Here is a 14,558-nt window from a genome sequence, read left to right on the forward strand (position 1 = left end):
TTAATTTTTAATTAGTTTGTACCTACCTCAAAAGCCAACAACACATTGCCGGGGCGTTCATTGAATTTAGCATATCCCGAAGTGATAAACAATTGATTACCAACCACCACAGGGCCGTCAGAATCAATAGTACCGCCAAAAGCTTTTGCACCGTTTACGGCATCATAATTCCGTACCGTATTAAAAGACCAAATTTCCCTTCCGGTTTTGGTGTGGTAGCCCTTTAGCATGCCATCTAAAGCACCAGCGAACAACACTTCTGGAGTTGCCGTGATGGCCGCACTGATACCCGGACCGCACTGCCATTCTTCATCATCTCCACAACGATTGTCTTCAAGGGTTGACCAAAGACGTTTGCCGTCGCTGATATTCAAGGCATGAACACCCGGTTGAATGGGTTGGTCTTTATGCAAGCTATACTCATTTTGGTCATTGATGGGAACATACAGTGTTTGTCCATCACTCGCCATTCCCCAATGCACACCTCCCATAATGGCTCCCCTTCCTACTAAGGCGGTCCAAATGATTTCTCCGTTATTGTCTGGGTCAAGCGCAAAGACATCACCAGACTTCTGCCCTGCCAATAAAATATCTCGTTCTCCAGAAGTACTTAAAATTACTGGAGCCCCAAAATCGGCATCAGGACCGTGATACTCCGGACAGTTAGGTCCGTAGGGCGGATACACGCAGGCACCGTTCCAGACGTCATCGGCATACATTTGCTGGGTCCAAAGAATGTTACCATCTTCTAAAGACAAAGCCATAATTGCATCACTCGTTTTGGAAACCGGGCGGCTATAATTTTCGCCTGTACCAAAATACAAGACCTTACGTTTGGTATCAATTGTAGGAGTGGTCCAAATCGGCGCGCCCGAAGGTCCCATTTTTGTTGTTCCAACTCTGGTTTTTCCATTCGGTTTTGCCGCTTCGGCAATGGTGTAGGTTTTCCAGATTTGTTCTCCAGTATCGGCATTTAAGGCAACCATCGACCCTCTAAACGTGCAACATTCATAGTTTTCATCATAGGCGGAAATAATTTCCATGGAAGAAACCGGAACATACAATCGATTTTCAAATGCATTTAAAGAACCTGTAATTGTAGCAAGAGGGTGCTCATCTATTTTGCGTTTCCAAAGGAGTTTTTTTGTTTTTAAATCGAGTGTGTATACGGTTGCCTTAAAATCAGAAAAATACAAACGGCTGGCCGCCCCATTTTCATCGGTACCTACGACCAAGGCACTACGGACTTCTGCATCGGCTTGAAACGTCCATCGAATACATCCTGTTTTGCGATCCAAGGCATAGACGGTTCCGTATTGACTCGCTGTGTACAGGGTGTTGCCTACAATGGTAGGTTGCGACCGCGCTCGTGTCGCATTCGGAAAAGCAAATGTCCAACTCAGTTTAAGTTGGGGAGCATTCTCGGCAGTAATCTTTAAATCAGCGCCATCGTAATAGCGCTGGTTTTGTAGACCCATACCCCAATTGCCGATTAGAGGCATTGCATTGGGAGTTTCATTGATAGTTTCCTCATCACATTTTCCGGCTATGACGGTATTCACAGACCCAGACTCATTCCCTGCGGCAATAAAGGCTGCCAATTGTTCATGTTGTTCTTTGCTCAAGGCACTTGCTTGATTTCGCATCACCCCTTTGCGCAAAGTGTTGATGATAGCTTCTTTAGATAACAATTGCAAACTAGCCAATTTCGGGGCCTCTGAAAGTGTACCGTTATGGCAGGCAGCACAATTGGTTTGGTAGATAACAGCCCCCGCTCTTTTGGCGATTTCTTCTTCGCTTTCTTTTTCCGTACAAGATTGTAAAAAGCATAGGCTGATAAAGAGAATACCTAGTAGTTTATGTTGCATATCAATAATCAAAATTTTGCATGGAATACGCAGAGGCTTTACTTACAACCTGTCGCAAAGAGAAGACATTGCCATCTACATCATGCGCAAATACTTCATAGAATTCACCAATAAGTTGGGGTTCGCTCAAGAATGCTACACCCATATTTTTCATGCGCTCATATTCTTGCTGTATGTCGGAAACTTCCAATGAAAAGGTATAGCCCAATGCGGTGGGGTCTTTTTTAGAGCGTTTGTCTGACGTCTTCGGATGTTCATATTGCATAAGTTCTAGCATTTTACCGAAGCCATCCATTTTGTACCAGGTGGCGTGAAGCACAACTCCATCTTGGCCGGCAATATCATCTAAGCGTTCCATCCCTTCTAGTTTTGCTTTTCGATTCGGCGAAAACCCCAAAACGCCCCTATAGAAATCGGAAATTTTTTGGATATCAGGACTCATAATCGCTACTTGGGTCATCCACATATCATTTTGTTGTAACCAAAGGCTGTCCATACCAGCTTGTTTCATAAAGTGCGCCTCCATTTGCTCTAACTCGAGCATATTGCCTTCTGGGTCATGGCCATAGGCGTAGGTCACCCCATAGCCGCCTAAGTCAACAGCTTCATCTCCCCTACTCAAAAGGTTTATTTTAGCATTTTTGAATTTGTCATAGCCTGATTTCCAAGACGGAGACTGATAACAGGTATGCGTCATACCCGGACCTTGCGGAAGCATTTTTGTTAGCTTAGTATTTTGTTGACCTACATACTCCGTCAATTCAAGCAGCATGTTAGGGGCTTTAAAGGTCACCCGCTCATAGGCAACATCAGATCGCCCAAAAAGGATGTCCACAGCGGCATGTTGCTGCACCTTTTCTCTTTTTACGATTTCAAAATCCGTCGCCTTTTCATAAAAAGCTACCATTTTGTCAAGGTCGAATACCGAGATACCAATATGATTGAAGCCAATAATCGTTGTAGGGGAATCTTTAAGAGTGGCCTTAGGGTCGGTTTGAGCATACATGCTGCTCCCTAAGAAGATGGATAAAAAGATCATAGTTATCCATTGGAACCGCAGTTGCTTTTTCATTTAAAATACTTTCCTTAAATATAGGCTTATTTTTTATTCCTTTGTCTTATGCCGTATCGGCTCATTTGCAAGCGGTTTTGTAGCTTTTATCTGTTTGATTTGTTTACATTGCAATACGCTCTTTATGACTATTTAAAAAAATACAATCAAGAACCTCGGTCTCAATGTTAGCGATATCTTAAACAACACAGATTATGAAAAATGCTCTAAAAATTATAGTGATACTCCTTTTTATTAGTTGTCAGAACGAAAAAAAAGACAATGCAGAAGTAGCTGTAATTGACCAAGCCACTATTGGTAATCATATGGAGCGTCTTGCTTCAGATGCCTTTTTGGGAAGAAAACCGTTTACAGAAGGTGAAGAAAAAACCGTAAATTATTTAAAAGATGAATTTGAAAACTTAGGCCTTTTACCAGGCAATGGTGATAGCTATTTTCAAGATGTTCCTATGGTAGAAATCACAGGTACGCCTTCCGAAAATATGACTATTTCAGGAAATAATGGAAGTTTCAATTTAAAAGCCTTAAAAGACTTTGTGGCCACAACCAACAAAGTAGAAACCGAAGTTGGTCTTGAAAATTCTGAACTTGTTTTTGCAGGCTACGGCATTGTTGCTCCAGAATACGGGTGGAACGACTATGAAGGAATTGATTGGAAAGGTAAAACAGCTGTCGTTTTAATTAATGACCCCGGATTTCAATCAGGTGACTCTACCCTATTTAAAGGCAATGAAATGACCTATTATGGCCGTTGGACGTACAAATATGAAGAAGCGGCCCGACAAGGAGCTGACGGACTAATCATTATTCACGATACAGCGCCAGCCTCTTATGGTTGGAATGTAATTGAATCTGGCTGGAGCGGGGCACGACTAGTTATTGAAAGTGATTTGCCGTTGCTAAATGTCGAATCTTGGATAAGTGGTGAAAGTGCCAAAAAAATGTTTGATGCTTCGACATTAAAAGGTCAAGACTATAAGACCCTTGCAAGAAATAGTGATTTTCAACCCATTCCTCTAGCATTAAAAGCAACTGTGGGGATTCAAAACAAAATCAAAAAAGATGTTTCCAAAAACGTAGTTGCTCGTATACCTGGTACAGATCGAAAAGATGAATTTATTATATATTCTGCACATTGGGATCATTTTGGTATTGGCAAAACAATTGAAGGCGATTCTATCTATAACGGCTCAGTCGATAATGCTTCTGGAACCGCCGGTCTACTAGCAATAGCCGAAGCGTTCAAAAAAAGTAATACGACAAAACGTACTGTCGTATTCATTGCTGTAACGGGTGAAGAGCAAGGTTTGCTAGGTTCGGCATACTACGCTGAAAATCCCATTTATACCCCTAGTAAAACAGTAGCAAATATTAATATTGATGCGCTCGATAGTCCGGGTAAAATGAAGGATCTAACAATTATCGGATACGGTCAATCTGAAATGGATGAATATGCAGAAGCGGCAGCCTTAGAACAAAACAGATACATCATTCCAGATCCAGATGCTGAAAAAGGGTATTTCTTTAGATCAGACCATTTCAACTTTGCGAAAATTGGTATTCCTGCACTATATGCAAGTGGTTCCTACGAGGGATTTGACCAAACTATTGAAGAAATAAAAAAGGCCAAGGACCACTATCTTACGTACAAGTACCATCAGCCATCAGATGAATACCAGGCAGAGACAATGGAATTAAGCGGAGTGCAATTCGACCTACAACTTTTTTTTAATGTAGGCTTGACATTGGCCAATGAAGCTAATTTTCCAAAATGGTACGAAGGCAGTGAATTTAAAGCTGCTAGAAAGTAAAAGTGATACGGACAACTACTATCTATAACTGCTGTATTTAATTGTGATCTGCGATCTGTATCACTTCAATAAGATAGCTACACTTAGCTATTGAGAAGCTTATAGATTAAAAAAAAAGTTAAAATTGAACTATATAATTGATATATCAATTATATTTATATCAAATACATAATATATGAACCTGGCTCTTCCGTCGGAAACAATTTTTCATGTCATCGAAAGCACCATTAAGGAGTATCGAAAATTTGCACAAAAAAACATTTCAGAACAAATACAAGACATGACCATCGATCAGGGTTTGGTACTCCTCTTTCTAAATGAGTATCCAGACTTTACACAAAAAGAAATTGCCGAACTGATTTTTAAAGACAACGCCTCAATGACGCGTATGATTAATACCATGGTTCAGAAAAAATACCTAAAACGCTCCATGAATCTTGAAGACAGAAGGCGTTACAAAATAGAAATCACCAACAAAGGAAAGGAAGTTCTGCAAACCCTTCCTCCCATTATTCATCACAATAGAAATTCATCATTGCAAGGAATCACAAAAAACGAACTCGAGCAATTGGAAATCATTTTAGACAAAATCAGAACCAATTGTGCAAAAAACATGACATTATGAAAACTCAAAGCCAATTTACCGTAGTTATAGTCGCCTTTTTAATGTTGCTTGGCGCTCAACTAAACGCACAGCAAAAGGTGGCGCCATTAACACCAGAGGAACAACAAACGGTTGTTGACTCTCTAAGCAGTAAACTGACCGCAAACTATGTTTTCCCTGAGGTTGCTATTAAGATGTCTTCAAGTATGAAATCGAAACTTGAGAACGGCAATTATAAAGCCATCATAGATCCTCAGGAATTTGCCGTCACCTTAACCGAAGATCTACAAGCGATTAGCAAGGATAAACATTTAAGGGTCACTTTTGCTCCTGGTCGCATAGCTGCGCAACGGCAGGCGGTAACACCTGAAGACAGCATCGCTTACTTGAATCGGCGTGTCAACAACATGAAGCGAAATAACTTTGGTTTTAAGGAGGTGAAAATTATGGCCGGAAATATTGGGTATTTGGATCTTCGAAGTTTTTCTAATGTCGCATTCGCCGGAGGGACTGCCGTGTCGGTTATGAATTTTTTGAGTAATACCGATGCGATTATTATTGACCTTCGAAATAATGGAGGTGGCAGTCCCGCAATGATCCAACTCATAACAAGTTACCTCTTTGAAAGCGACCCCGTTCATTTGAACAATTTCTATACCCGTCCGTCGGATCAAAATTCTCAAACTTGGACCTTACCGCATGTGAGTGGTACGCGCAGTCCGCATACTCCCGTTTATGTGCTAACCAGTGGTAGCACTTTTTCGGCTGCGGAAGAGTTTAGCTATAATTTAAAACACCTTGAACGAGCCACACTTGTAGGGGAAACTACTGGTGGTGGAGCTCATCCGGGTGGTTCGGTTGTGGCGACAGATCGTTTTATGGTTTGGTTACCGACTGGCCGGGCCATTAACCCGATCACTAATACCAATTGGGAAGGCACTGGGGTTAGTCCACATATTCAGACTCCCGCTGCAGATGCGTTGGATGTAGCCTATAAGAATGCTTTGGAATTGCTTACCAAAAATAACACTGACGAAAGTCTACAAGCTTTCTACGAATGGCCACTTGCCCAGCTAAACTTAAAGACTAATCCGGTAAGCTTAGATACTAAAACATTGAAAGCCTTCGCAGGAATTTATGGTCCACGTAAAGTGATCTTCGAGAAAGGTAAACTATGCTATCAGCGAGGTGGTGGCACCAAATATGAGTTGATTCCCTATAGTAGCAATGAGTTTATGTTAAAAGGTCTCGATAGTTTTAGAATACGATTTTTAGCAGACGGTAATAAAGTAACCGCTTTGCAAGGCTTATATGAAAATGGTCGTACCGATAAAAATGTAAAGGGGAAAGAGTAGATGCGATACATTGTGTAGGGTTGGCCTCGCGACCTTAGCTACTTCGTGCGCTCTTAGTACGTAAAAAAGAAAAACCACACTTGAATTGCTGTGGTTTTTTGCATGCTATTGTTGATGGTGTCAGCAGCTAAAATTCAGCTCTGCCCCGCTCTTAACAACTGCTAGCAGCAAAACAGCTTACTACTACACAGAACAGCCTAACATCAATGGCAGCTTTGCTATTCCTAATCGCTGTATTTCAAAAAATGGAGAGGCCACCGCAAGAAACGGTCTTAAAAAGCATCTATACTATAGAACACCTTTATTAAATAAAAAAATTGATTACTATGAAGTACACAAAATCTACACTATTGTTTTTTTTTGGAGCTATTATTTTCATTACATCCTGCAGCGATGATAATGCAAGTGACGACAATGAAAATACCGATGAAATAGAGGATCCTTCTGATGCAGTTAGCACCCCATTAGCCGCGTTTGATGAATTTAATTCTGATGCGGTGACCATTTCTTTTGATGGAGATGAAATTACCATTGATTCAAATGGTTTGCCCAACCACACGTCTCCTTATTGGGAAGAGACGAATCCGCTTCATATTGAACCCGTAGTGGCTGAGCGTTTAACTCCCGGTCAAATTGGTGGCGACCGAAGTATTACGGTAACCGTTCCTGCCGCACCAGAAAGAGCCGCTACTAGTTCTGCAACTGGTTTAGGACCTATTGGTATTTCTGTAACGGGTGTCCCTATTTTCAATGATACGGAAGGCCCCAATAGGCCATTGGAAGAAGAAATTGCCCAAACCTTTGATTATGCCGGCGCTCACAATGGCCCTTCTGGATATCACTATCATGTAGAATCTTCAGATGTACCTGAAAACACCGTACTTTCTCAAGATGATGAAAAACTGGTGGGTATCATGGCGGATGGATTTTTAATTTATGGCAGAAAATGTAGTTCCACAGGAGATTACCCAACAGACTTAGATATCTCTGGAGCGCATAGCGCTGCAACACAACATAGTGATGGCGAAGCATTTTATCATTATCACATCATTAATGAATTTTACTTGGGGTCGATAATCGCCCTTTTTGCAGTTGATTTACAGGGCACCCCAAATGCTATCATGTAAACGACATTTTTTATTATAGCTAACACCGCAACTTACATTTGCCTTTGCCTCAGATGGGAGTGATTGTTGTAAAACTGTAGTAGTATAAAAAGTAAATTTTGGGTAGGCCCATAGCGTATTCGAAAAAAAACGCTGTAGGGCGCGGAGCTTTCAACTCTCCATTGTAGATCAAAAAACTCACTATCATGAACAAAATTTTTTGGATATTTTTGTATTTAAATTTGCTATTGATTGGTTGTACTCCACAAAAAGAAAAACCGTCATCAAGGGGTGATGCCTCTATATTATTTGAGCTGCCGGAAACCGTAGTGGTAAATTCAGACCTACAATACAATCACAAAACCTCATTATTCACTTTGAACCACCAGGCGTATTCGGGATACGCTGTAAGTTATTACCCAGATGGCCGTTTGAAAGAAAAGTTTGGAGTCTTGCACGGTAAAAAACAAAACCAATTCTTACAATGGTATGCGGACGGTCATCTTAAAAGTGTTTCCACTTATCATCAGGGTAGATTACACGGAGCAAAAAACTTATGGTCTGCAGCTGCGCCACATGTCTTAATTGCACACTTCAATTATCATACAGGGAAAGCTCACGGGGCACAAACGAAATGGTATCCAACTGGTGAGCTGTACAAAAAATTGAATCTCAACCAGGGAAAAGAAGAAGGTATGCAGCGAGCGTATAGGAAAAATGGTGTTTTGTACGCCAATTACGAAGCACGGAAAGGTAGAATTTTTGGACTAAAAAAAGCTGCGCTCTGTTATGGCCTCGAGGATGAAAAGGTGCACTACAAAAGGCGGCAGTAATGCTCTCATCTGGGGCTCATTCAAGTCGAAATAGGGGTTACCCTGCTATTTAATCTAGAAAAGACTTAGAAGATAAATAGCCCAATTCATGCGCTCGATGAAATTGGTCAATAGATGAATCTTTGCTAATTGGGCACATTTTTAGCCCTATGGAGCAATTGTTGCGAATGAGTGCTTAGGTTCTCAATTAAAATACTACCCCTTTGATTTGGACTGTAATTTTTGCTCCACCACATCTACTGGATATTTAGCGGCCAGCTTTCGTATCTCATAACTGAATTCAAGAAAAGTCTCTTCCCACAGTTTGGCTTCCTCGGGAGAATAGCTGTAAAACCCTTTAGCGTTTGACACTCCCTTTCCTCCGGCTTTTACAATATCATCAATCAGTTTTGGTACCTCAGTTGTATTTGTCAAGGTCGGAAACAAGTCTTTTAATACCGTGTGATAGGCCTGTACTCCAGTGAGGTCCATCCAGCGAAATACACCAACTAAGGTCATCCATTGGCCCGCATTGTTGCGACAGGCTCGGTCTACATCTTCTATGGAAGCGTAGCCTTTTTCCACGAGATGAAAGGCCTCTCGGTACATCGCATACATCAGGCGGTTCGTAATAAAGCCTCGAATATCTTTTCGAACCAATGTCGGTTCTTTACCCCAGCAATGCGACAGTTCATACAGCGATTCGCCCAATTGCACATCGCTATGCTCCCCGCAGATGATTTCTAAAAAGCGCGAAACATGTGAAGGTTCGGCCCAATGTAAACCAAAAAAACGTTTGGGATGCTCTGTCTGCTCCTGCAAAATTGTAATAGGAATTGCTGAAGTATTGCTGGCCAGAAGACAGGATTGCCCAACAACAGCTTCAATTTTTTGGTATACCGATTTTTTAATATCAAGATGTTCTAGCGTACATTCAATGACCAGATAACACCCCGCGAGTTTCGAATAGTCTTCGGTGATGGTACAATTTTCGAAATAGGCTGATGGTACGCCATTTATCAATTGCTCTTCCTGCGATTTTCGTAAATGTTCTTTTATCCTTTTTGTAGCATAAACTAAGTCATCTGGTATTGGCGCTACGGCAACTACCTTGTGCCCCGCCATCAAAAGACAGGTGCTAATGCTACAGCCCATCAGGCCCAGACCCACTACCCCAATGGTAATTTCTGAAGTATCAATTTTTTTTTTATGCATAAGGCGTTTTTAGCTTAATAGGTCGCCCTACCTCCTGATAGGTCAAAGGTAAAGCCTGTAGAAAAGCTGTTTTCATCGGAAACGATAAAAGCAGCCATGCTGGCAACTTCGCTAAGCGATCCGCAGCGCTTCATTGGTATTTTATCGGTCATATAGCTCACCTGCTCTAGCGGCATCTGATCTACCATGGCGGTTTGAACGACAGCCGGTGCCAGCGCATTGATGGTGATGCCTGTTTCCGCATATTCCTTTCCTTGTACTTTGGCCATGGCAATTACAGCGGCCTTTGATGCAGAATAGGCCAACATACCGGCATTGCCTTCTTTGCCTGCAATCGAGGCTATATGCAGAATACGTCCGTAGGATTGTTGCAGCATTAAGGGTATACAATATTTACTGGTAAGGAAACTCCCGATGAAGTTGACGTCAAAAACCGTTTTCAAGTTTTGCACTTTGGCATCATGGCTTTTAATATTGGTATCTCCAACAATGCCAGCGCTATTGATCAAAATATGTAAGGCCCCGAACTTTGTTTGTATGGCATCGACAGCATTTTTGACTTGCTGCTCGTCACTTACATCGACTGCGTAGATCTCGACTTCACCCCGCAACTCCACCTGCAATTGTTGTATGGCTGTTATGTTTTGGTCAAGCAGCGCCAGTTTTGCACCCTTATCTGATAATTTTTTCGCTATCGCCAGACCAATTCCCGACGCCGCCCCTGTTATTAGGGCCACTTTATTTTCAAAATTATTCGCCATACTAATTTGTTTACGAGTTGCTCAATTCACAATAAGGCATTCCACGTTGTGATGCTTCCAGAGCCATGTTGCCGGACAGTCATTTGTAATGTTGCCCAGAAGCAATTGCGTTGTAGCCAATTCTTTGTCTTCACCACAGACCACTAAAATAATTTTTTTTGCTGCAAGTATATCTTGCATTCCTAAGGTAAGTCCTTTTGTAGGTTTTATTGCGTTGCTATCGATCATTCTATGCTCCTGCGATTGAGGTGCTAAGTTTGCAATATGGCAATGCGGCTGTAATCTGTTTGCTGGCTCATTAAAACCAAGATGTCCGTTCTTTCCCAAACCCAAAATACATATGTCGATAGGGCCTTCCTTATTTAATAACTCATGAATGCGATTACATTCTCTTTCAAGATGTTCTGAAGCCACATTAAACCCAAAATAGCGCTCTTCGGAAATTTGTAACGGACGCAAAACATGTTCTTCGATATAGGCATTACAAGAACCTTTGGGTGTCGGTAAGCCTATCCATTCATCCAATGGAATAATTCGTGTTTTTTGAAATATGGCGCTATCTTGTTGGCCTTCTTCTTTCAAAATTTGGTAGAGTTTTTTTGGAGAACTTCCGGTAGCCGTACAGAGCAATGCGTCGGGTTTTCGCCTTACCGCTTCAAGGACAAATTGCGCCGCCCTATGACTCATAGTTTCTGCATGTTCAAAGTATTGGATGTTCATAATTATTCTTGGGTTTTTGCAGATTCCACCAATTTTAGGGTCAACCACCCAAATAGTGCACCTACAAGTATCAGTATTAACGCAACAATGTAACTGCCTAATACCAAATGACCTACACTAAAAAGGATGCTATTTAAAAAGATGGTTCCAAACACAAAACCTAACCAAGAATCACGTGAACTACTTGTATCTACAAGTTCAGGAACTTGGGCAGCTATAGGTCCCCACCATCCTTTCGGACGTACTTTTTTATAGAAGGTCAATAGCTTATCATTTTCAACAGGTTGGGTTGCAAAAGTCACCACCAGACTTATGGCGGTACACAATAGGAGAATCATTGTTGCGCGTATTAAAGCAACATCATCTTGGTACCACTCGTTTACTTGGGCCAATACATTATCGTTGACCCAGCCGAACCCATGCATCCATTTGATCCATAAAAAGCCATTAGCCAGAAACAATGCCGAAATCATACTCGCTATTTCCGACCATGCATTGATACGCCACCAAAACCAACGCAGCATCAATATGATTGCGATTCCGGAAACGATTTCGATGATGTAAATCCATGCCCCGGCGATACTATCCATTTGCCAAGCAGCCACGGCCGATAGCAGTAAAAGAAGTACAATGCTAATTCTTGAAACCGACAGGTAGTGACTATCACTAGCTTTTGTATTGACAAAGCGCTTATAGATATCATTCACCATATATGAACCTCCCCAACATAGATGGGTATCAATCGTACTCATAAATGCCGCCATAAAGGCCGCTATTAAAAGACCCTTGAGCCCAACGGGCAACACCTCATTAATCATCATGGGGTACGCCAATTCAGGGTCTGCCAATAAAGCCGGTGATGATTCGGCGATAGGTAAAATTACAATAGATCCGAGACCTACTACAATCCATGGCCAAGTTAGAATAACCACTCCGGCAACGGCAAACCACAACGAAGCTTTAATCGCGTGTTTTTCTGTCCTTGCCGAAAACAGACGTTGCACAATATAGCCATCACCTTGTGCCTGCCCAAGCCATAAAACGCCAATAAGGCAAACAAAGGCTAGCATTTCAGTAGCTCCAATATGCGATAAATCTGGAAACATATCTAACACAGCTACCGGAGCATCAGATCTTGCTGCAATTTGAGTGGCAAGTTCCGTAGGTCCCCCTACATCGATAAGTACTAAAATCGCAAGTATCATGGTACTAATAACTCCGGCAGAAAAATGAAGCATGTCTAATACTACAACGCCTTTTATTCCTGAAGTCAATGTATGTACTAGCGCAAAAGTCAACGTAATGCCAAGGGCGAACTCCGCACTCCACCCCAACATAACATTCGAGAATTTAAGCATAGCCAGAATAACCCATCCCATGGATATGCAGTTTTTGAAAACCCCAAAGAAAGCAGCTGTAAATCCTCGTAGTACGGAAGCTGACTTACCACTGTAGCGTAGCTCAATCATTTCCGCATCGGTTAATATTTCGGCCCTACGCCAGTATTTTGCATAGAAAAAAACCATCATCATAATGCCGGTACCCAAATACCACCAGAGCCAATTGCCGTAAATACCCTTGCTTCGAACCAGCGCGGTCACGGCCAAAGGAGCATCAGTTGCAAACCAGGTCGCAGCTATGGAAGTGCCCAACAACCACCATGGCAAATTGCGTCCTGCCACAAAAAAGTCAGTGATGTTCTTTGATTTATGCTTAACCACAAAAAAAGCAATGCCTATCGATAATAACAGATAGGCTATGATGACGGCCCAATCTAGGAATTCAAGTCCCATAGGCCTGTGGTTTTTTGAGTTGGTGGTTTATGTACATTTAATGAAGCGGAGGCAGTACCTCTTTTTGCAGGGTCATCATTTCATTGCACATGTCAACGGCGTTTCGATAGGAGTTTACCGTAGGTTCAATAAGAATGGCTTGTAATAATTTACCTTTAGATTGTTCGTTATAGGCTTCCACCAAGAGTTGGTGAATACTGGCATGCAAGCGAATGGTAGCTGCGATACCCTCTGGAATCGGTTCCATAGCGACAGGTTGAATCCCCCCTGCATCGCAATAGGCCGGAAGCTCTACCACTAAAGCATCTGGTAAATTAGGAATCGCACCATTGTTAGGTACATTGACAGCTTCGAGCCATTGTTTTTCGTTGCTCACAACGGACTCCATTATTTGGGTTGCTATTTCGCCAGAACTTTTAAAGCTTCCGTCTTCGTTTTCAAGTTGTATCTCTTCGGTACTTCCGACAGGCAAAAGTTTCTTGCTCCAATCTTTGTTCCATTCCCGTTCATAATCTACCCGGTCAACGGTATACACGCCTTCGGGTATTTGATTGTTTTCCCAAGGATGGCCTTCTGAAGGGTCATAGAAAAATTGCAATTGCGGAATCACGAACTCCTCCGCCCAACGGATATATTCACCATAATGATTGGAAGCTGGTGAAGGCCATTGCCCAAAACGGCGGAACAGAATTCTGCCTAAAGCCAGTTCGTGCCATTTGGCCAACCAATCTCCTTTTTGTTCGACCTCGCGCAATTTTGGGTACAGGTCTTCGCCTGTCGATTTTCGTTTGATCTCTTGAAACCAAGTAAAATGATTGATACCACAGGCTTTTGTTTGTAAGTCGTTTAAAGGAACATCCAATAATTCGGATAATTGTTCTCTTCCCATAAAAACACCATGACACAGTCCCACTGCTTTTATAGATGTCAATCGCGTTACTGCTTCACATATTTTATGTTCGGGATTGGAAAAATTCAAAAGTATGGCAGCAGGACATAATTTTTCCATCGCCCTAGCCAAATCCATAATCACCTTGATATTACGTAGGGCATGAAAAAGGGAACCTACTCCCCCATTCTCTCCATATACTTGCTTAAAACCGTATTTTCTAGGGATATGAAAATCTTGTGCCCAATACATATTACGGTCTTTTTCAAGGGCACAAATGACGAAGTCAGCATCTTGTAAGGCTTCATCACGATCGGTAGTTGCTATAATTTTGGCTTGGCGATTTAGCTTCTCATTGACATATTCGCCATGTTCGATCACATGATTTAAATGGTCTTTTTCAATATCCATTAGATGGATTTCCAAACCATTTTGACAAAGTGAAGTACTCATCAAAATATCTTGCACGATAATCGGTCCGAATTGTAAACTACCCGCCCCGATGTAAGCGACCTTAACCATGGAATATGCTTTTATATCTAGTATGAGTCT

The 14,558-nt window shown here is 41.8% G+C and carries 12 protein-coding genes; 5 read left to right on the forward strand and 7 right to left on the reverse strand.

Features of this window, described 5'->3' with window-relative positions:
• Positions 1-11: 11 nt before the first annotated feature.
• Both ABJN95_RS13380 and ABJN95_RS13385 read right to left on the reverse strand, forming a co-directional pair.
• Positions 12-1,868: a PQQ-binding-like beta-propeller repeat protein gene (locus tag ABJN95_RS13380; RefSeq protein WP_348370916.1), complete on the reverse strand. Its 1,857-nt coding sequence runs from the start codon at positions 1,866-1,868 to the stop codon at positions 12-14.
• 1 nt (position 1,869) lies between these two features.
• Positions 1,870-2,940, reverse strand: a complete 1,071-nt coding sequence (locus tag ABJN95_RS13385) for a VOC family protein (RefSeq protein WP_348370917.1) — start codon at positions 2,938-2,940, stop codon at positions 1,870-1,872.
• 194 nt (positions 2,941-3,134) lie between these two features.
• Here ABJN95_RS13385 and ABJN95_RS13390 point away from each other — a divergent pair, with 194 nt between their 5' ends.
• The 5 genes from ABJN95_RS13390 (at position 3,135) to ABJN95_RS13410 (ending at position 8,649) form a co-directional block, all read left to right on the forward strand.
• Positions 3,135-4,751, forward strand: a complete 1,617-nt coding sequence (locus ABJN95_RS13390) for a M28 family metallopeptidase (protein ID WP_348370918.1) — start codon at positions 3,135-3,137, stop codon at positions 4,749-4,751.
• A gap of 175 nt (positions 4,752-4,926) precedes the next feature.
• Complete coding sequence (locus ABJN95_RS13395; protein ID WP_348370919.1) at positions 4,927-5,376, forward strand: MarR family transcriptional regulator; 450 nt, start codon at positions 4,927-4,929, stop codon at positions 5,374-5,376.
• The gene (locus tag ABJN95_RS13400) at positions 5,373-6,710 is read left to right on the forward strand and encodes a S41 family peptidase (RefSeq protein ID WP_348370920.1); all 1,338 of its coding nucleotides are present in this window, start codon (positions 5,373-5,375) and stop codon (positions 6,708-6,710) included. The genes ABJN95_RS13395 and ABJN95_RS13400 overlap by 4 nt, the downstream gene beginning before the upstream one ends.
• 326 nt (positions 6,711-7,036) lie before the next feature.
• A complete protein-coding gene (locus ABJN95_RS13405; RefSeq protein WP_348370921.1) occupies positions 7,037-7,837 on the forward strand; it encodes a YHYH protein in 801 nt (266 codons plus the stop codon).
• A 185-nt stretch (positions 7,838-8,022) separates the two neighbouring features.
• Positions 8,023-8,649 (forward strand): toxin-antitoxin system YwqK family antitoxin, encoded by a 627-nt coding sequence (locus tag ABJN95_RS13410; protein WP_348370922.1) that lies wholly within the window; start codon positions 8,023-8,025, stop codon positions 8,647-8,649.
• Positions 8,650-8,844: 195 nt separating this feature from the next.
• Here ABJN95_RS13410 and ABJN95_RS13415 read toward each other — a convergent pair whose 3' ends face one another.
• From ABJN95_RS13415 to ABJN95_RS13435, 5 genes are read right to left on the reverse strand one after another with little or no spacing between them, the layout of a single operon-like run.
• Positions 8,845-9,843: a 3-hydroxyacyl-CoA dehydrogenase family protein gene (locus ABJN95_RS13415; protein WP_348370923.1), complete on the reverse strand. Its 999-nt coding sequence runs from the start codon at positions 9,841-9,843 to the stop codon at positions 8,845-8,847.
• 14 nt (positions 9,844-9,857) lie between these two features.
• Complete coding sequence (locus tag ABJN95_RS13420; protein WP_348370924.1) at positions 9,858-10,604, reverse strand: SDR family NAD(P)-dependent oxidoreductase; 747 nt, start codon at positions 10,602-10,604, stop codon at positions 9,858-9,860.
• Between the two features lie 21 nt (positions 10,605-10,625).
• Positions 10,626-11,324: a galactosamine-6-phosphate isomerase gene (locus ABJN95_RS13425; RefSeq protein WP_348370925.1), complete on the reverse strand. Its 699-nt coding sequence runs from the start codon at positions 11,322-11,324 to the stop codon at positions 10,626-10,628.
• Between the two features lie 2 nt (positions 11,325-11,326).
• Positions 11,327-13,117 carry a sodium:solute symporter family protein gene (locus ABJN95_RS13430; RefSeq protein WP_348370926.1) on the reverse strand — a complete coding sequence of 597 codons (1,791 nt, stop codon included), beginning with the start codon at positions 13,115-13,117 and terminating at the stop codon, positions 11,327-11,329.
• 37 nt (positions 13,118-13,154) lie between these two features.
• A complete protein-coding gene (locus tag ABJN95_RS13435) occupies positions 13,155-14,528 on the reverse strand; it encodes a hypothetical protein (RefSeq protein ID WP_348370927.1) in 1,374 nt (457 codons plus the stop codon).
• Positions 14,529-14,558 lie beyond the last annotated feature (30 nt).

The organism is Maribacter sp. (assembly GCF_039974175.1).
GTDB lineage: Bacteria > Bacteroidota > Bacteroidia > Flavobacteriales > Flavobacteriaceae > Maribacter_C.